The following is a 14,919-nucleotide window of genomic DNA, read 5'->3' as shown; positions in this document are numbered from 1 at the left end:
ATGCGAAAAGGGGCCCGCAGGCCCCTTAAACTCACTCAGGAGAAACCGAAGCTTATGCAGCTGCGGCTTCCTCGTCGGTGCCTTCGGCCTCGATGCGGGCACGGTCGCCGGCGCCCTTGGCCGAGGTGTCGCGATCGACGAACTCGATGACCGCCATGGCGGCATTGTCACCGTGGCGGAAGCCCGCCTTCATGATGCGCAGATAGCCGCCGTTGCGGGTAGCGTAGCGCGGCGCGATCGTGTCGAACAGGCGCTTGACGACGCCTTCATTGCCGATCTGGGCAATCACCTGGCGGCGGGCATGCAGATCACCGCGCTTGCCGAGCGTCACCAGCTTCTCGACGATCGGACGCAGATCCTTCGCCTTCGGCAATGTGGTGAGGATCTGCTCATGCTCGATGAGCGATACGGCAAGGTTGGCAAACATCGATTTGCGATGGCTTATGCTGCGGGCGAACCGGCGGCCTTTAAATCCGTGGCGCATGGCTCTTCTCCTTCATTCCGGGTTCAAGAGGCCACAGCCTCAGTTGGTTAGCCGCATGATCTTGCCCGAAAAGTCTGCAACTTTTCGGGATCATGCTCAATATTGATCTTCGTAACGCTTGGCGAGGTCTTCGATGTTTTCCGGCGGCCAATCCGGCACTTCCATGCCGAGGTGCAGGCCCATTGCCGCCAGTACTTCCTTGATCTCGTTCAGCGACTTGCGGCCGAAGTTCGGGGTGCGCAGCATCTCGGCTTCGGTCTTCTGGATCAGGTCGCCGATATAGACGATGTTGTCGTTCTTCAGGCAGTTGGCCGAGCGCACCGAAAGCTCGAGCTCGTCGACCTTCTTGAGCAGCGCCGGGTTGAAGGCAAGCTCGGTCACCTGCTCGGCGGCGACTTCCTTCTGCGGCTCGTCGAAATTGACGAACAGGCCAAGCTGGTCCTGCAGGATGCGAGCGGCGAAAGCCACCGCGTCCTCGCCCGAGATCGAACCGTCGGTGTCGATCGTCATGGTCAGCTTGTCATAGTCGAGAACCTGGCCCTCGCGGGTGTTCTCGACCTTGTAGGAAACCTTCTTGACCGGCGAGTAGAGGCTGTCGACCGGGATGAGGCCGATCGGCGCGTCTTCGGCGCGATTGCGGTCGGCCGGAACGTAGCCCTTGCCGGTATCGACGGTGAACTCCATGCGGATTTCAGCGCCTTCGTCCAGCGTGCAGATGACGTGGTCGGGGTTGAGGATCTCGACGTCGCCGACCGTCTGGATGTCGCCGGCGAGAACGGCGCCCGGTCCCTGCTTGCGCACGACCATGCGCTTGGGGCCGTCGCCTTCCATGCGGATGGCGATTTCCTTGATGTTCAAGACGATGTCGGTCACGTCCTCGCGCACGCCGGCGATGGACGAGAATTCATGCAGAACGCCGTCGATCTGCACGGCGGTCACAGCCGCGCCACGCAACGAAGACAGAAGCACGCGACGCAGCGCATTGCCGAGGGTAAGACCAAAGCCGCGCTCGAGCGGCTCGGCGACCAGCGTGGTCAGCGTCTTCTTCTTCGACGAAAACTCGATCTTGTTCGGCTTGATCAGTTCCTGCCAATTTTTCTGGATCATAACACTTTCCTTCCGTTGACCCGCCACCATCCAATCGTGGCGGGCGACCTGGAATGCCGTGGAGGAACGCAACTGGGCGTTCGCGCGGCGTTCGGTAATTTCCTAAAGCGCGTCGCGCTTTAGGTCTCTGTCTTTATGCATGTCGTTGCCCCAAAACCGCTGCGCACTTTTGGGCGACATGCTTTAGACGCGGCGCTTCTTGCGCGGGCGGCAGCCATTGTGCGGGATCGGCGTCACATCACGGATCGAGGTGATGGTGAAGCCGGCTGCCTGCAGCGCGCGCAGCGCCGATTCACGACCGGAGCCGGGTCCGCAGACCTCGACCTCGAGCATGCGCATGCCGTGTTCCTGGGCCTTCTTGGCGACGTCTTCGGCAGCCATCTGGGCAGCGAACGGCGTCGACTTGCGAGACCCCTTGAAGCCCTGGGCTCCCGCCGACGACCAGGCAATCGAATTGCCCTGCGCGTCGGTGATGGTGATCATCGTGTTGTTGAAGGTCGAGTTGACGTGGGCAACGCCCGACGAGATATTCTTGCGTTCGCGACGGCGAACACGTGTGGCTTCCTTGGCCATGATGGTCCTTTCAGTTGATCTCTACACCGCCGTAATGCCAGCGGCTCCACCTTGCTAAGGGAGTAGGGGAATAGGGCCATAGGGGAGTATGTCTGGCCGCGAACGAACCGCGCCGCTTTACATACCGCCCTACTGCCCTACTCCCTTATTCCCCTAAATTACTTCTTCTTGCCGGCGATCGACTTGGCCGGGCCCTTGCGGGTGCGCGCATTGGTGTGCGTGCGCTGGCCGCGAACCGGGAGCGAGCGGCGATGACGCAGGCCGCGGTAGCAGCCGAGGTCCATGAGCCGCTTGATGTTCATCGACACTTCGCGGCGCAGGTCGCCCTCGACCTGATAGTCGCGGTCGATCGTCTCGCGGATCTGCAGCACTTCCGCGTCGGTCAGCTGGTTGACGCGGCGCTCGGCCGGGATGCCGACCTTGTCGACGATCTCCTGGGCGAAGTTCTTGCCAATGCCGTGAATGTACTGAAGCGCGATGACGACGCGCTTGTTGGTCGGAATGTTAACGCCGGCTATACGAGCCATGTTCTTCTCTTCTCCATGTGGGCCGGACAAGCCGGCGCTATCAAAGTTGCCCCGCGTCCGGTGGAGGCCGGCCCATGCGGGAGTTTCCAGTTCAAAGCGGCTGCCTTGCCCTTGCGGGCAAGCAAGCCTCATGCCTGATAGGAAGACGGGCCGCCATACCCCAGCGAGCCGCTTCAGTCAAGCGTAATCGTTTATTTTCCGTTTGCCGTCCCTTGGATCGCAGCCGCGAGCACTACTTCGATCTGTTGCGTCACCGCATCGATGTCGGCCATTCCGTCGACACCTCTCAGCTTGCCCTTGGCATAGTAGTAGCCGATCAGCGGCGACGTTTTCTTGTAGTACTCCCTCAGGCGCTCTTCGAACACCGCCGGATTGTCGTCTTTGCGTACCGGCAGACCCGCGGCCTTGGCCTCTTCGGCGCGCTTGCCGATTCGACCAACCAGTGCCTTGTCGTCGACGACGAGTTCGATGACAGCGTCGAGCGTGAGGCCGCGATCCGAGAGCATCGATTCAACCGCGTCCGCTTGCACCAAGGTCCGCGGGTATCCGTCAAGGATGAATCCCCCGGCGCAATCGGCCTGATCGATGCGCTCGGCCACGATGGCGTTGACGATGGCGTCGGAGACCAGTTCGCCCGCGTCCATCACCGCCTTGGCGCGTTTGCCGACATCGGTGCCGGCCTGGACAGCAGCGCGCAGCATATCGCCCGTGGAAAGTTGGGGTATGCCGTATTTTTCTACCAGTCTTTGTGCTTGTGTCCCCTTGCCCGCCCCTGGCGGCCCAAGCAATATCAACCTCATCTGGCCTTCTTCCCCCCGCGCAGCTTCGACTTCTTGATCAGGCCTTCATACTGGTGCGCGATCAGGTGACCCTGAATCTGCGCCACCGTATCGAGCGTTACACTGACCACGATCAGAAGCGATGTGCCACCGAGGTAGAATGGTACGCCAGTCGCTGAAATCAGGAACTCGGGCAACAGACACACCAGCACCAGATAGATGGCGCCGACGACGGTGATGCGGGTGAGAACATAGTCGATGTAATCGGCCGTGCGCTCGCCCGGACGGTAGCCCGGAATGAAACCCGAATGCTTCTTGAGCTGGTCGGCGGTGTCCTTCGGGTTGAAGACGATAGCCGTGTAGAAGAAGGCGAAAAACACGATCATCGCGGCATAGAACGCCATGTAGAGCGGCTGGCCATGGCCAAGCGCCGCCAGGACGGTGCTGGCCCAGGCTGGCATGTTGGTGGTCTGCGAGAAGCCTGCGACCGTCGCCGGCAGCAACAGCAGCGAAGAGGCGAAGATCGGCGGAATGACGCCGGCCGTGTTGAGCTTGAGCGGCAGGTGCGAGGTGTCGCCCTGGAACATGCGGTTGCCGACCTGGCGCTTCGGATACTGGATCAGCAAGCGCCGCTGGGCGCGCTCGAAGAACACGATCAGCGCGATGACGACGACGGCGAGAACGATGATCGCCAGGATCAGGCCAGTCGACAGCGCGCCGGTGCGGCCAAGTTCCAGCGTGCCGGAGATGGCTTGCGGCAGGCCGGCGACGATGCCGGAAAAGATGATCAGCGAAATGCCGTTGCCGATGCCGCGGGCAGTGATCTGCTCGCCGAGCCACATCAGGAACATGGTGCCGCCAACCAGCGTGATGACCGTCGAGACGCGGAAGAACATACCCGGATCGCTGACGATGCCGTTGCCGCCTTCCAGTCCGACTGAAATGCCATAGGCCTGGACCAGCGCCAAAAGCACGGTGCCGTAGCGCGTGTACTGGTTGATGACCTTGCGGCCCTGCTCGCCTTCCTTCTTCAGCGCTTCCAGAGACGGGATGACAGAGGTCATCAGCTGCATGATGATGGAAGCGGAGATGTAGGGCATGATGCCGAGGGCAAAGATCGCCATGCGCTCCACGGCGCCGCCGGCGAACATGTTGAACATGCCGAGCACGCCCTTGCTCTGCGACGAGAAGGCCTGGGCAAAAGCGTCGGGATTGATGCCGGGCAGCGGGATATAGGTGCCGAGGCGGTAGACGAGCAGCGCACCGATGGTGAACCAGATGCGCTTCTTCAGATCCTCCGCCTTGGCGAAGGCCGAGAAATTCAGATTCGAGGCTAGTTGTTCAGCAGCCGAAGCCATGCCTGATTCTCCGCTTGGTCACGCTCGATGGCCCGCAACTCAGGCGGCGCGTGTCACCGAAGCTCACGAGATAAGCTCCGGACTGCAAACATGCAAGCGGCCGCGTTGACGCGGCCGCCATATTGGTCGGATCAAAGCGCAATCAAAAGCGAAACGTATTCCCACTCTTGCCGATCGCGCTTCAAATCGACGTTACTCGGCCGCTGCCTTTTCCGGCAGCTTCACCGAACCGCCGGCCTTTTCGATCTTCTCGATGGCAGCCTTGGAGGCGCCGGCCACGTCGAAGGCGAGCTTCGACTTGATGTCGCCGTCGGAGAGGATGCGCACGCCGTCCTTGACGCGGCGAATGACGCCGGCAGCGACCAGCGCTTCGGCCGTCACAGTCGTCTTGGCGTCGAGCTTCTTGGCGTCGAGCGCGGCCTGGATGCGGGCCAGCGACACGACAGTAAAGCTCTTGGCGAAGATGTTGTTGAAGCCACGCTTCGGCAGACGCCGGTAGAGCGGCATCTGGCCGCCCTCGAAGCCGTTGATGGCGACGCCGGAGCGCGCCTTCTGGCCCTTGACGCCGCGACCGGCGGTCTTGCCCGAGCCGGAACCGATGCCGCGGCCGAGACGCTTCTTGGAATGCGTCGCGCCGTCCTTGTCACGCAGATCGTTGAGTTTCATCTGAGTTCTCCTGCGCTCTGGCTCAGCCCTCGTCCACGACGCGGACGAGATGCTGGACGGCAGCGATCATGCCGCGCACGGAGGGGGTGTCCTCCAACGTGCGCTGCTTGTGCATCTTGTTGAGGCCGAGGCCGACCAGCGTCGCGCGCTGCTCCTTCGGCCGGCGGATCGGCGAACCGATCTGCTCGACGGTGATGGTCTTGGTTGCTTTCTTGGCCATGGTCAAAATCCCTGGTCAGATCGACTATTCTTCGGCCGCAACGGCGGTGCCGCGGCGGGCCTGAAGGGTCGAATACTTGATGCCGCGCGCAGCAGCCACATCCTTGGGATGCATCTGGCTCTTCAGCGCGTCGAAGGTGGCCCGAACCATGTTGTACGGGTTCGACGAACCCATCGACTTGGCAACCACGTCATGCATGCCGAGCGTCTCGAAGACGGCGCGCATCGGGCCGCCGGCGATGATGCCGGTACCCTGCTTGGCAGCGCGCAGCAGAACGCGTCCGGCTCCCCAACGTCCCTCGACGTCGTGGTGCAGCGTACGGCCCGAGCGCAGCGGCACGAAGATCATGTCGCGCTTGGCCGATTCGGTCGCCTTGCGGATCGCCTCAGGCACTTCGCGCGCCTTGCCATGACCGAAGCCGACGCGGCCCTTCTGGTCGCCGACGACGACGAGTGCTGCAAAGCCGAAGCGCCGGCCGCCCTTGACGACCTTGGCGACGCGGTTGATGTGGACGAGCTTGTCCACCATGCCGTCGTCGCGCTCTTCGCGATCACGGCCGCGGCCGCCATCCCTACGTTCCTGTGCCATATCCTGTTCCTTGTTTTTTTCCGGAAGCACGGTTGATGATGATATCCGGTTCCCTCTGTGGGGTTGCCGGGGGCGAAACTTTTTAGAAGCTCAAGCCGCCTTCACGGGCAGCCTCGGCCAGTGCCTTGACGCGGCCGTGATAGATGTACGGTCCGCGGTCGAAGACAACTTCCTTGACGCCGGCCTTCGAAGCGCGCTCGGCAATCAACTTGCCGATTGCGACAGCGGCGGCAGTGTCGGCACCGGTCTTGAGCGAACCCTTGAGGTCCTTCTCCAGCGTCGAGGCGGCAGCGATGGTGTGGCCCTTGGCGTCGTCGATGACCTGCACGTAGATGTTCTTCGACGTGCGGTGGACCGACAGGCGCGGACGCTCGCCTGCGACCTTCTTGATCTGGCGGCGGACGCGCTGAGCGCGGCGTTGGGTGGATTCTTTCGAGCCCATGATATCAGTTCCTTGCCTTCAAAAAACGGGGGCAACCCTGTGCGGTAGGACAAGCCTCCCGCGACCGCTCCCCGCGGCGTTGAAATTACTTCTTCTTGCCTTCCTTGCGGACGATCTTCTCGCCAGCGTAACGAACGCCCTTGCCCTTGTACGGCTCGGGACCGCGATATTCGCGGATCTCGGCAGCAACCTGGCCGACCTTCTGCTTGTCGATGCCGGTCACGGTGATTTCCGTCGGCTTCGGCACGGTGATCGTGATGTCCTGCGGCGTTTCGTAGACGACGTCATGGCTGAAGCCGAGCGCCAGCTGCAGGTTCTTGCCCTGCATGGCGGCGCGATAGCCGACGCCGGTGATCTCGAGCTTCTTTTCAAAACCGTCCTTGACGCCCTGCAGGATGTTGACGATCTGCGTGCGCGACATGCCCCATTTGGAGCGGGCGGTCTTGGTCTGGTCGCGCGGCTGAACAGCGATCTCGCTGCCTTCCATCTTGACCAGCACTTCGTCGTTCACCACGAACTTCAGCTCACCCTTGGGGCCCTTCGCCGTGACGGTCTGGCCGTCAACGGTCGCGGTCACGCCCTGCGGCAGCGAAACGGGTTTCTTTCCAATACGAGACATTTTGTTGTCCTCGTCACTTCTCTTGTTTCAGGTCTCTGTTTTCGAGCGAGATCTTGCCCGAAAACCGGTAACCACTTTTCGGGATCTCGCTGCCAGATCAGAAGATCTGGCAGAGGATTTCCCCGCCGACATTCTGTTCACGCGCTTCGTGGTCGGCCATCACGCCCTTCGGCGTCGAAAGGATGGCGATGCCGAGGCCGTTGGCGACGTGCGGGATCGACTTCGCCGAAACGTAGACGCGACGGCCCGGCTTCGAGACGCGGGCGATTTCGCGCACGACCGGCGCACCGTCGAAATACTTCAGCTCGATCTCGATTTCGGACTTGCCGTTGTCGAAGTCGGTCTGGCTGTAGTCGCGGATATAGCCTTCCGCCTTCAGCACGTCGAGGACGCGGGTACGCAGGCGCGAAGCCGGCGTCGAAACGCTCGACTTCTTGCGGCCATAGGCGTTGCGGATGCGGGTCAGCATATCGCCGAGAGGATCGCTCAATGACATGTTATGTCCTCCTTACCAGCTCGACTTGACCAGGCCCGGGATCTGGCCGTTATTGCCGAGATCCCGAAGCGCGATGCGCGATACTTTGAGCTTGCGATAGTAGGCACGCGGACGTCCGGTGACTTCGCAGCGGTTGCGGATGCGGATCTTGGCCGAGTTGCGCGGCAGTGCCGCAAGCTTCAGCTGAGCGCGGAAGCGCTCTTCCATCGGCTTGGACTGATCCATGATGATCGCCTTGAGGGCCTTACGCTTGGCAGCGTACTGGTCCACAAGCTTGCGGCGCCTGTTGTTCTTCTCGACTGAGCTGGTCTTTGCCATTTCAGATTTTTCCTTTTCTCGCTGCCGTTACTGGCGGAAGGGGAAGTTGAAGGCCTTGAGCAATGCCCTGGCTTCGTCGTCCGTCTTCGCAGTCGTACAAACGATGACGTCCATGCCCCAGATCTGATCAACCTTGTCGTAGTTGATCTCCGGGAACACGATGTGTTCCTTGATGCCCATGGCATAGTTGCCACGGCCATCGAAGCTCTTCGGATTGAGCCCGCGGAAGTCGCGGACGCGCGGCAGCGCGATGTTCACGAGGCGGTCGAGGAACTCGTACATGCGTTCCTTGCGCAGCGTGACCTTGGCGCCGATCGGCATCTTTTCGCGGACCTTGAAGCCGGCGATCGAATTGCGGGCGTGGGTGACGACGGCCTTCTGGCCGGCGATCATCGCAAGGTCTTCCGCAGCGATCGAAGGCTTCTTCGAATCGCCGGTGGCTTCGCCGACGCCCATGTTCAGCACGATCTTGTCGATGCGCGGAACCTGCATCTCGTTCTCGTAGCCGAACTGCTCCTGCAGCGCCTTGCGAATGGTCTCGTTGTAGACCTGCTTGAGGCGCGGCGTGTTCTGAGCAGTCGCCTGCTTGGTTTGAGACTTAGCCATTGATGACTTCTCCCGAGCGCTTGGCGACGCGCACCTTCTTGCCGTCCTTCTGGAAGATGAAACCGACGCGGGTCGGCTTGCCATCCTTGGGGTCGGCCAGCGCGATGTTCGACAGCTGGATCGGCGCTTCCTTGGTGATGATCCCGCCCTCTTGGGACTGGGACTGCTTCTGGTGACGACGGATCATGTTGACGCCGCGCACCAGCGCGGTGTCTTCCTTCGGCTGTACCGAGAGGACTTCGCCCGAACGGCCCTTGTCCTTGCCGGCCAGCACGACGACCTTGTCGCCTTTTCTAATCTTCTGCATTGGTCCGGCTCCTTACAGCACTTCAGGCGCGAGCGAGATGATCTTCATGTGGTTCTTGGCGCGGAGTTCGCGCGGAACCGGTCCGAAGATACGCGTGCCGATCGGCTCTTTCTTGTTGTCGACGAGAACGGCCGCGTTCTTGTCGAAACGGATCACGCTGCCGTCCGGGCGGCGGATGTCCTTGGCCGTGCGAACCACGACCGCCTTCATCACATCGCCCTTCTTGACGCGGCCGCGCGGGATGGCTTCCTTGATCGACACCACGATGATGTCGCCCACAGAAGCGTATTTCCGCTTCGAGCCGCCCAGCACCTTGATGCACATGACACGACGGGCGCCGGAATTATCCGCGACGTCGAGGTTTGTTTGCATCTGAATCATGACTGGCCGCCTTCTTCTCTTCTAACGGGACGGGCTCAAAGCCCCTCCCCGGTCTGTCCAAAATTCGTTGTTTACGCCTGGTCCGAAGACACTACGGTCCAGCGCTTGTCCTTGGAAATCGGCTTCGATTCCTGGATGAACACCTGATCGCCGACTTTGTGGGCGTTGTTCTCGTCGTGCGCCTTGTACTTCTTGGTCATGCGCACGGTCTTCTTCATCACGGGATGCGTGAAGCGCCGTTCGACCTTGACGACAACCGTCTTCTCGTTTTTGTCGCTGACGACGGTGCCCTGCAGAATGCGCTTTGGCATGGTTTTCGTCCTTAAGCCTTCTTAGCCGCGGACTTTTCCGCAGCGATGGTCTTGATACGCGCAATGTCCTTACGGACCTGCCTCACGCGCGCGGTCTTCTCGAGCTGGCCGGTGGCCTTCTGGAAGCGCAGGTTGAACTGCTCCTTCTTCAGGCTGGCCAGATCGTCGGTCAGCTGGTCCTGGGTCTTGGTCCGGATGTCTTCGGCTTTCATGATCAGCCCGTCCTTATTCTGCGATGCGCTGTACGAAGCGCGTCCTGACCGAGAGCTTGGCCGCGCCGAGACGCAGCGCCTCACGGGCGGTTTCCTCATTGACGCCGTCGATCTCGAACATGATGCGGCCTGGCTTGACGCGCGCCGCCCAGTAATCGACCGCGCCCTTGCCCTTGCCCATGCGGACTTCGGTCGGCTTCGACGTCACCGGCACGTCCGGGAAGATACGGATCCAGACGCGGCCGGCGCGCTTCATTTCGCGGGTGATCGCGCGGCGGGCCGCCTCGATCTCACGCGCGGTGACGCGGTTCGGCTCAAGCGCCTTCAGCCCGAAACCGCCGAAATCCAGATTGGTGCCACCCTTGGCGGCACCGTGGATACGACCCTTGAACTGCTTGCGGAACTTTGTGCGCTTTGGCTGCAGCATCGTTCTAACTCCAAATTCTCAACTGTCTCAGGCGTTTTCGCGACGGCGACCGCGTTCGCGCTCACCACCACCGCCATGCGCATGATCGCCCTCGGTCGCACGGCGCTCCGAAGCCATCGGGTCGTGCTCGAGGATTTCGCCCTTGAACACCCAGACCTTAACGCCGCAGATGCCGTAAGCGGTGTGCGCTTCGGCCGTGCCGTAGTCGACATCGGCGCGCAGCGTATGCAGCGGCACGCGACCTTCGCGGTACCATTCCATGCGCGCGATCTCGGCGCCGCCGAGACGGCCGGCGCAGTTGATGCGGATGCCTTCGGCACCGAGGCGCATCGCAGACTGCACGGCGCGCTTCATGGCGCGGCGGAACGCGATGCGGCGCTCGAGTTGCTGGGCGATCGACTGGGCGACCAGCGTCGCGTCAATCTCGGGCTTGCGCACTTCGACGATGTTCAAATGCGTCTCGGACTTCGTCATCTCCATCAGCTTCTTGCGAAGCTTCTCGATGTCGGCGCCCTTCTTGCCGATGATCAGGCCCGGGCGCGCCGCATGGATGGTGACGCGGCACTTCTTGTGCGGACGCTCGATCACGACCTTCGAAATCGCAGCCTGCTTGAGTTCCTTCTCAAGATATTTGCGGATCTTGATGTCCTCATGCAGCAGCTTGCCATACTCGCCGGTGTTCGCGAACCAGCGCGAATCCCAGGTGCGGTTGATGCCGAGACGCAGACCGATCGGATTGACTTTCTGGCCCATTATGCGGCCTCCCCTTTTTCTTCGACTTCACGAACGACGATCGTGAGGTGCGAGAACGGCTTCTCGATACGGCTGGCGCGACCACGGCCACGGGCATGGAACCGCTTCATGACGATCGACTTGCCGACATAGGCTTCCGCCACGATCAGCGCATCGACGTCGAGGTCGTGGTTGTTTTCCGCGTTGGCGATCGCCGATTCCAGCGTCTTCTTGACCGTGCCGGAAATCCGCTTGGCCGAGAATTCGAGATCGGAAAGCGCTGTCGCGACCTTCTTGCCGCGGATCAGCGCGGCAACCAGGTTCAGCTTCTGCGGGCTGATACGGATCGTGCGCAACACGGCGCGCGCTTCGTTATCAGCAAGCCTGCGCGGAGCTTTGGCCTTGCCCATGATTATTTCCTCTTCGCCTTCTTATCCGCGCCGTGACCGTAATAGGTCCGGGTCGGAGCGAATTCACCGAACTTGTGGCCGACCATGTCCTCGTTCACCGAAACGGGAACGTGCTTCTGGCCGTTGTAGACACCGAAGGTGAAGCCGACGAACTGCGGCAGGATGGTGGAGCGACGGCTCCACATCTTGATCACCTCATTGCGACCACCTTCACGAACCTTGTCCACCTTCTTGAGAAGGTAGCCGTCGATGAAGGGGCCTTTCCAAATCGAACGAGTCACTTGGCGTTACCTCTTCTTAGCTCTTGCGCTGATGGCGCGAGCGCAGGATGAACTTGTCGGTCGCCTTATTGGACCGCGTCTTCTTGCCCTTGGTCGGCTTGCCCCAAGGCGAAACCGGATGGCGGCCACCCGAGGTGCGGCCTTCGCCGCCGCCATGCGGATGGTCGACCGGGTTCATGGTCACGCCGCGATTGTGCGGACGTTTTCCCCGCCACACCGTGCGGCCTGCCTTGCCGTCATTGATGTTGCCGTGGTCCGGGTTGGACACGGCGCCGACAGTGGCCATGCACGAGCCGTGGACGACACGCTGCTCGCCTGAGTTCAGGCGCAGGATCGCCATGCCCTGGTCACGGCCGACGAGCTGAGCATAACCGCCAGCCGAACGGGCAACCTGGGCGCCCTTGCCCGGCTTCAGCTCGATGTTGTGGACGATCGTGCCGACCGGCATCGAGGCCAGCGGCATCGCATTGCCCGGCTTCACGTCGACCGCTTCGCCGGCCACGATCTTGTCGCCGGCAGCAAGGCGCTGCGGAGCGATGATGTAGGACAGCTCGCCATCGTCATACTTGATCAGCGCGATGAAGGCGCTGCGGTTCGGATCGTATTCGATACGCTCGACCGTGCCGACAACGTCGAACTTGCGGCGCTTGAAGTCGATGATGCGGTACGTACGCTTGTGACCGCCGCCGATGAAGCGAGCCGTGATGCGGCCGTAATTGTTGCGGCCGCCCGACTTGGTCAGGCCTTCGGTCAGGCCCTTGACGGGCTTACCCTTATAGAGGCCCGAGCGATCGACGATGACCAGCTGGCGGGTGCTCGGCGTTATCGGGTTGAATTTTTTCAGTGCCATGTTTCTGTCCTCGCGGTCTTGCTCAGAGACCCGTCGCGACGTCGATCGACTGGCCGTCGGCCAGCGTCACAATCGCCTTCTTGACGTCGCTCTGGCGGCCGATCGTGCCGCGGAAGCGCTTGATCTTGCCCTTGCGGACAAGCGTGTTCACGGCCATCACCTTGACGCCGAACAGCGCTTCGACGGCGGCCTTGATTTCCGGCTTCGACGCCTTCTTGGCGACGTTGAAGACGACCTGATTCTGCTCGGAAGCCATGGTCGACTTTTCGGTGATCGCCGGCGAGACGATCACGTCGTAATGACGAAGGTCGGTCATTTGAAGCGCTCCTCGAGAGCCTCGACGGCGGCCTTCGAAAGGACCAGCGTGCCGCGGCGCAGAATGTCGTAGACGTTGATGCCCTGGATAGGCAGCACGTCGATGTTCGGGATGTTCGTCGCCGCCAGCTTGAAGTTCTTATCGAGCTCGGCGCCGCCGATCAGCAGGGCGTTGGACAGGCCCAGCGTCGCGAAATTCGCGATCAGCGCCTTGGTCTTGGCCTCGGTCAACATCAGCTCGTCGATGATGATGAGCGATGCGCTCTTGGCCTTGGCCGACAGAGCATGCTTGAGGCCCAGCGCACGCACCTTCTTCGGCAAATCGTGCTCGTGGCTGCGGACGACCGGACCGTGGGCCTTGCCGCCGCCGCGGAACTGCGGAGCGCGTGCCGAATGGTGGCGGGCGCGGCCCGTACCCTTCTGCTTGTACATCTTGGCGCCGGTCCGAGCGATCTCGGCGCGACCCTTGGTCTTGTGCGTGCCCTGCTGCTTCTTGGCAAGCTGCCAGCGCACGACGCGCTGCAGGATGTCCTCGCGCGGATCAAGGCCGAAAATCTCCTCGGAGAGTTTCACCTTGCCGGCGTCCTTGCCGCCAAGCGTTGTGATCTTGAGGTCCATTATTCCGCTCCCTCTGTGGCCGGGGCATCTACTGTGGCCGGGGCATCGTTCTTGGCGCCATCATTGGTCGCAATGGCGCGGATTGCGGCGGGCTTCGGCGCATTGGCCGGCAGCGCAACCTTGGCCGCGTCGCGGACCAGGATCCAGGCACCCTTCGAACCGGGAACCGCGCCGCGGATCAGGATCAGACCGCGATCGGCATCGGTCGAGACGACCTCGACATTCTGCGTTGTGACGCGGGTGTCACCCATGTGGCCGGCCATATGCTTGCCCTTGAACACCTTGCCCGGATCCTGGCGCTGGCCGGTCGAGCCGTGCGTACGGTGCGAGACCGAGTTGCCGTGGGTCGCGCGGCCACCGCCCATGTGGTGCCGCTTGATAACGCCCTGGAAACCCTTGCCGATCGTGGTTCCCGTCACATCGACCTTCTGGCCGGCGACGAAATGATCGACGGTGATCTCGGCGCCGACATCGATCATGTTGTCGGCGGAGACACGGAATTCGGCAACCTTGGCCTTCGGCTCGACGGAAGCGGTCGCGAAATGGCCGCGCATCGCCTTCGACGTGTTCTTCACCTTGGCAAGGCCAACGCCGAGCTGGACGGCGGTATAGCCGTTCTTCTCCTGCGTGCGCTGCGCCACGACCTGGCAGTTCTCCATCTGGAGAACAGTGACGGGAACATGTTCCCCGGCATCGTTGTAGATGCGGGTCATTCCCACCTTCTTTGCAATCACACCTGAACGCATCGGTTCAATTCCTTTAGAGTTCCCTGTCGGGGCTGTCGCCCCTCCACGCCTCTTGTTCCTTCAGAGTTCCGGGTCGCCCCGCCCCTCTGGTTCCTTAGAGCTTGATCTCGACGTCGACACCGGCGGCAAGATCGAGCTTCATCAAAGCGTCGACCGTCTGCGGGGTCGGGTCAACGATATCGAGCAGACGCTTGTGCGTGCGCATCTCGAACTGCTCGCGGCTCTTCTTGTCGACGTGAGGCGACCGGTTGACCGTGAACTTTTCGATCCGCGTCGGCAGCGGAATGGGGCCGCGGACGTTGGCGCCGGTGCGCTTGGCCGTCGACACGATTTCCCGCGTCGAGGCGTCAAGCACCCGGTGATCAAACGCCTTCAGGCGGATGCGGATATTCTGTCCGTTCATGCGTCACTTCCTTGTTCTGGCGCGGCGCGGGCAGCGCCCGCGACAGATCGGTTTAAGTCCAAATTACTCTTTGATGGTGACGACGATGCCGGCACCGACGGTGCGGCCGCCTTCACGGATGGCGAAGCGCAGCTTCTCTTCCA

Annotated in this window: 28 protein-coding genes; all 28 read right to left on the bottom strand. The window is 61.8% G+C overall.

The genetic code is table 11. The features are described from left to right. Positions 1 to 52: 52 nt before the first annotated feature. The gene (gene rplQ / locus CIT25_RS28825) at positions 53 to 484 is read right to left on the bottom strand and encodes a 50S ribosomal protein L17 (RefSeq protein WP_023799277.1); all 432 of its coding nucleotides are present in this window, start codon (positions 482 to 484) and stop codon (positions 53 to 55) included. Positions 485 to 580: 96 nt separating this feature from the next. Next, on the bottom strand, positions 581 to 1,591 hold the full coding sequence (locus CIT25_RS28820) for a DNA-directed RNA polymerase subunit alpha (RefSeq protein ID WP_023799278.1): 1,011 nt from the start codon (positions 1,589 to 1,591) through the stop codon (positions 581 to 583). Positions 1,592 to 1,774: 183 nt separating this feature from the next. Beyond that, positions 1,775 to 2,164 carry a 30S ribosomal protein S11 gene (rpsK, locus tag CIT25_RS28815; RefSeq protein WP_023799279.1) on the bottom strand — a complete coding sequence of 130 codons (390 nt, stop codon included), beginning with the start codon at positions 2,162 to 2,164 and terminating at the stop codon, positions 1,775 to 1,777. Between the two features lie 158 nt (positions 2,165 to 2,322). After that, entirely contained in the window at positions 2,323 to 2,691 is a 369-nt protein-coding gene (gene rpsM / locus CIT25_RS28810; protein ID WP_029352234.1) for a 30S ribosomal protein S13, read from the bottom strand. A 191-nt stretch (positions 2,692 to 2,882) separates the two neighbouring features. Then, positions 2,883 to 3,491: an adenylate kinase gene (locus tag CIT25_RS28805; protein ID WP_095488571.1), complete on the bottom strand. Its 609-nt coding sequence runs from the start codon at positions 3,489 to 3,491 to the stop codon at positions 2,883 to 2,885. After that, complete coding sequence (gene secY / locus CIT25_RS28800) at positions 3,488 to 4,828, bottom strand: preprotein translocase subunit SecY (protein WP_095488570.1); 1,341 nt, start codon at positions 4,826 to 4,828, stop codon at positions 3,488 to 3,490. Before secY ends, CIT25_RS28805 begins: the two co-directional genes overlap by 4 nt. Before the next feature lie 192 nt (positions 4,829 to 5,020). Further along, the gene (gene rplO, locus CIT25_RS28795) at positions 5,021 to 5,494 is read right to left on the bottom strand and encodes a 50S ribosomal protein L15 (protein WP_095488569.1); all 474 of its coding nucleotides are present in this window, start codon (positions 5,492 to 5,494) and stop codon (positions 5,021 to 5,023) included. A gap of 22 nt (positions 5,495 to 5,516) precedes the next feature. Then, the gene (rpmD, locus tag CIT25_RS28790; RefSeq protein WP_006205449.1) at positions 5,517 to 5,714 is read right to left on the bottom strand and encodes a 50S ribosomal protein L30; all 198 of its coding nucleotides are present in this window, start codon (positions 5,712 to 5,714) and stop codon (positions 5,517 to 5,519) included. Positions 5,715 to 5,738: 24 nt separating this feature from the next. Beyond that, positions 5,739 to 6,302, bottom strand: a complete 564-nt coding sequence (rpsE, locus tag CIT25_RS28785; protein WP_006333394.1) for a 30S ribosomal protein S5 — start codon at positions 6,300 to 6,302, stop codon at positions 5,739 to 5,741. Positions 6,303 to 6,384: 82 nt separating this feature from the next. Beyond that, a complete protein-coding gene (rplR, locus tag CIT25_RS28780; RefSeq protein WP_029352225.1) occupies positions 6,385 to 6,744 on the bottom strand; it encodes a 50S ribosomal protein L18 in 360 nt (119 codons plus the stop codon). Positions 6,745 to 6,829: 85 nt separating this feature from the next. Beyond that, complete coding sequence (gene rplF, locus CIT25_RS28775) at positions 6,830 to 7,363, bottom strand: 50S ribosomal protein L6 (RefSeq protein WP_023799285.1); 534 nt, start codon at positions 7,361 to 7,363, stop codon at positions 6,830 to 6,832. 97 nt (positions 7,364 to 7,460) lie between these two features. Next, positions 7,461 to 7,859, bottom strand: coding sequence for a 30S ribosomal protein S8 (rpsH, locus tag CIT25_RS28770; protein ID WP_006205453.1), 399 nt, complete (start codon positions 7,857 to 7,859; stop codon positions 7,461 to 7,463). A 12-nt stretch (positions 7,860 to 7,871) separates the two neighbouring features. Next, positions 7,872 to 8,177, bottom strand: a complete 306-nt coding sequence (gene rpsN, locus CIT25_RS28765) for a 30S ribosomal protein S14 (protein ID WP_029352223.1) — start codon at positions 8,175 to 8,177, stop codon at positions 7,872 to 7,874. 27 nt (positions 8,178 to 8,204) lie between these two features. Then, positions 8,205 to 8,783: a 50S ribosomal protein L5 gene (gene rplE / locus CIT25_RS28760; RefSeq protein ID WP_095488568.1), complete on the bottom strand. Its 579-nt coding sequence runs from the start codon at positions 8,781 to 8,783 to the stop codon at positions 8,205 to 8,207. Further along, the gene (gene rplX, locus CIT25_RS28755) at positions 8,776 to 9,090 is read right to left on the bottom strand and encodes a 50S ribosomal protein L24 (protein WP_013531428.1); all 315 of its coding nucleotides are present in this window, start codon (positions 9,088 to 9,090) and stop codon (positions 8,776 to 8,778) included. Before rplX ends, rplE begins: the two co-directional genes overlap by 8 nt. A gap of 12 nt (positions 9,091 to 9,102) precedes the next feature. Next, a complete protein-coding gene (gene rplN, locus CIT25_RS28750) occupies positions 9,103 to 9,471 on the bottom strand; it encodes a 50S ribosomal protein L14 (protein ID WP_006205457.1) in 369 nt (122 codons plus the stop codon). Between the two features lie 71 nt (positions 9,472 to 9,542). Next, positions 9,543 to 9,782, bottom strand: coding sequence for a 30S ribosomal protein S17 (rpsQ, locus tag CIT25_RS28745; protein ID WP_023799288.1), 240 nt, complete (start codon positions 9,780 to 9,782; stop codon positions 9,543 to 9,545). Between the two features lie 11 nt (positions 9,783 to 9,793). Continuing rightward, a complete protein-coding gene (gene rpmC / locus CIT25_RS28740; protein ID WP_006205459.1) occupies positions 9,794 to 9,994 on the bottom strand; it encodes a 50S ribosomal protein L29 in 201 nt (66 codons plus the stop codon). Positions 9,995 to 10,007: 13 nt separating this feature from the next. Then, a complete protein-coding gene (gene rplP, locus CIT25_RS28735) occupies positions 10,008 to 10,421 on the bottom strand; it encodes a 50S ribosomal protein L16 (protein WP_023799290.1) in 414 nt (137 codons plus the stop codon). A 27-nt stretch (positions 10,422 to 10,448) separates the two neighbouring features. Then, a complete protein-coding gene (rpsC, locus tag CIT25_RS28730; protein ID WP_095488567.1) occupies positions 10,449 to 11,174 on the bottom strand; it encodes a 30S ribosomal protein S3 in 726 nt (241 codons plus the stop codon). Further along, complete coding sequence (gene rplV, locus CIT25_RS28725) at positions 11,174 to 11,563, bottom strand: 50S ribosomal protein L22 (protein ID WP_006205462.1); 390 nt, start codon at positions 11,561 to 11,563, stop codon at positions 11,174 to 11,176. The genes rpsC and rplV overlap by 1 nt, the downstream gene beginning before the upstream one ends. Before the next feature lie 2 nt (positions 11,564 to 11,565). Further along, positions 11,566 to 11,844 carry a 30S ribosomal protein S19 gene (gene rpsS, locus CIT25_RS28720; RefSeq protein ID WP_006205463.1) on the bottom strand — a complete coding sequence of 93 codons (279 nt, stop codon included), beginning with the start codon at positions 11,842 to 11,844 and terminating at the stop codon, positions 11,566 to 11,568. A 16-nt stretch (positions 11,845 to 11,860) separates the two neighbouring features. Next, entirely contained in the window at positions 11,861 to 12,694 is an 834-nt protein-coding gene (gene rplB / locus CIT25_RS28715) for a 50S ribosomal protein L2 (protein ID WP_095488566.1), read from the bottom strand. Positions 12,695 to 12,716: 22 nt separating this feature from the next. After that, positions 12,717 to 13,010 (bottom strand): 50S ribosomal protein L23, encoded by a 294-nt coding sequence (locus CIT25_RS28710; RefSeq protein WP_010909275.1) that lies wholly within the window; start codon positions 13,008 to 13,010, stop codon positions 12,717 to 12,719. Then, on the bottom strand, positions 13,007 to 13,627 hold the full coding sequence (gene rplD / locus CIT25_RS28705) for a 50S ribosomal protein L4 (RefSeq protein WP_027154042.1): 621 nt from the start codon (positions 13,625 to 13,627) through the stop codon (positions 13,007 to 13,009). The genes CIT25_RS28710 and rplD overlap by 4 nt, the downstream gene beginning before the upstream one ends. Continuing rightward, positions 13,627 to 14,373, bottom strand: a complete 747-nt coding sequence (gene rplC, locus CIT25_RS28700) for a 50S ribosomal protein L3 (RefSeq protein WP_095488565.1) — start codon at positions 14,371 to 14,373, stop codon at positions 13,627 to 13,629. Before rplC ends, rplD begins: the two co-directional genes overlap by 1 nt. Positions 14,374 to 14,467: 94 nt before the next feature. Further along, positions 14,468 to 14,776, bottom strand: coding sequence for a 30S ribosomal protein S10 (gene rpsJ / locus CIT25_RS28695; protein WP_006205468.1), 309 nt, complete (start codon positions 14,774 to 14,776; stop codon positions 14,468 to 14,470). Between the two features lie 63 nt (positions 14,777 to 14,839). Further along, on the bottom strand, positions 14,840 to 14,919 hold an 80-nt coding region (locus CIT25_RS28690; RefSeq protein WP_023796029.1), incomplete at its 5' end, for an EF-Tu C-terminal domain-related protein.

This window comes from Mesorhizobium mediterraneum (assembly GCF_002284565.1).
GTDB lineage: Bacteria > Pseudomonadota > Alphaproteobacteria > Rhizobiales > Rhizobiaceae > Mesorhizobium > Mesorhizobium mediterraneum.
Note: the sequence above shows the minus strand (reverse complement) of the source record. Positions and strands in the feature narration are given on the sequence as shown.

Excerpts from the sequence above, each read along its gene's own strand:
- rplQ (WP_023799277.1), bottom strand. The coding sequence starts at position 484 with ATGCGCCACGGATTTAAAGGCCGCCGGTTCGCCCGCAGCATAAGCCAT.
- CIT25_RS28820 (WP_023799278.1), bottom strand. The coding sequence starts at position 1,591 with ATGATCCAGAAAAATTGGCAGGAACTGATCAAGCCGAACAAGATCGAG.
- rpsK (WP_023799279.1), bottom strand. The coding sequence starts at position 2,164 with ATGGCCAAGGAAGCCACACGTGTTCGCCGTCGCGAACGCAAGAATATC.
- rpsM (WP_029352234.1), bottom strand. The coding sequence starts at position 2,691 with ATGGCTCGTATAGCCGGCGTTAACATTCCGACCAACAAGCGCGTCGTC.
- CIT25_RS28805 (WP_095488571.1), bottom strand. The coding sequence starts at position 3,491 with ATGAGGTTGATATTGCTTGGGCCGCCAGGGGCGGGCAAGGGGACACAA.
- secY (WP_095488570.1), bottom strand. The coding sequence starts at position 4,828 with ATGGCTTCGGCTGCTGAACAACTAGCCTCGAATCTGAATTTCTCGGCC.
- rplO (WP_095488569.1), bottom strand. The coding sequence starts at position 5,494 with ATGAAACTCAACGATCTGCGTGACAAGGACGGCGCGACGCATTCCAAG.
- rpmD (WP_006205449.1), bottom strand. The coding sequence starts at position 5,714 with ATGGCCAAGAAAGCAACCAAGACCATCACCGTCGAGCAGATCGGTTCG.
- rpsE (WP_006333394.1), bottom strand. The coding sequence starts at position 6,302 with ATGGCACAGGAACGTAGGGATGGCGGCCGCGGCCGTGATCGCGAAGAG.
- rplR (WP_029352225.1), bottom strand. The coding sequence starts at position 6,744 with ATGGGCTCGAAAGAATCCACCCAACGCCGCGCTCAGCGCGTCCGCCGC.
- rplF (WP_023799285.1), bottom strand. The coding sequence starts at position 7,363 with ATGTCTCGTATTGGAAAGAAACCCGTTTCGCTGCCGCAGGGCGTGACC.
- rpsH (WP_006205453.1), bottom strand. The coding sequence starts at position 7,859 with ATGTCATTGAGCGATCCTCTCGGCGATATGCTGACCCGCATCCGCAAC.
- rpsN (WP_029352223.1), bottom strand. The coding sequence starts at position 8,177 with ATGGCAAAGACCAGCTCAGTCGAGAAGAACAACAGGCGCCGCAAGCTT.
- rplE (WP_095488568.1), bottom strand. The coding sequence starts at position 8,783 with ATGGCTAAGTCTCAAACCAAGCAGGCGACTGCTCAGAACACGCCGCGC.
- rplX (WP_013531428.1), bottom strand. The coding sequence starts at position 9,090 with ATGCAGAAGATTAGAAAAGGCGACAAGGTCGTCGTGCTGGCCGGCAAG.
- rplN (WP_006205457.1), bottom strand. The coding sequence starts at position 9,471 with ATGATTCAGATGCAAACAAACCTCGACGTCGCGGATAATTCCGGCGCC.
- rpsQ (WP_023799288.1), bottom strand. The coding sequence starts at position 9,782 with ATGCCAAAGCGCATTCTGCAGGGCACCGTCGTCAGCGACAAAAACGAG.
- rpmC (WP_006205459.1), bottom strand. The coding sequence starts at position 9,994 with ATGAAAGCCGAAGACATCCGGACCAAGACCCAGGACCAGCTGACCGAC.
- rplP (WP_023799290.1), bottom strand. The coding sequence starts at position 10,421 with ATGCTGCAGCCAAAGCGCACAAAGTTCCGCAAGCAGTTCAAGGGTCGT.
- rpsC (WP_095488567.1), bottom strand. The coding sequence starts at position 11,174 with ATGGGCCAGAAAGTCAATCCGATCGGTCTGCGTCTCGGCATCAACCGC.
- rplV (WP_006205462.1), bottom strand. The coding sequence starts at position 11,563 with ATGGGCAAGGCCAAAGCTCCGCGCAGGCTTGCTGATAACGAAGCGCGC.
- rplB (WP_095488566.1), bottom strand. The coding sequence starts at position 12,694 with ATGGCACTGAAAAAATTCAACCCGATAACGCCGAGCACCCGCCAGCTG.
- CIT25_RS28710 (WP_010909275.1), bottom strand. The coding sequence starts at position 13,010 with ATGACCGACCTTCGTCATTACGACGTGATCGTCTCGCCGGCGATCACC.
- rplD (WP_027154042.1), bottom strand. The coding sequence starts at position 13,627 with ATGGACCTCAAGATCACAACGCTTGGCGGCAAGGACGCCGGCAAGGTG.
- rplC (WP_095488565.1), bottom strand. The coding sequence starts at position 14,373 with ATGCGTTCAGGTGTGATTGCAAAGAAGGTGGGAATGACCCGCATCTAC.
- rpsJ (WP_006205468.1), bottom strand. The coding sequence starts at position 14,776 with ATGAACGGACAGAATATCCGCATCCGCCTGAAGGCGTTTGATCACCGG.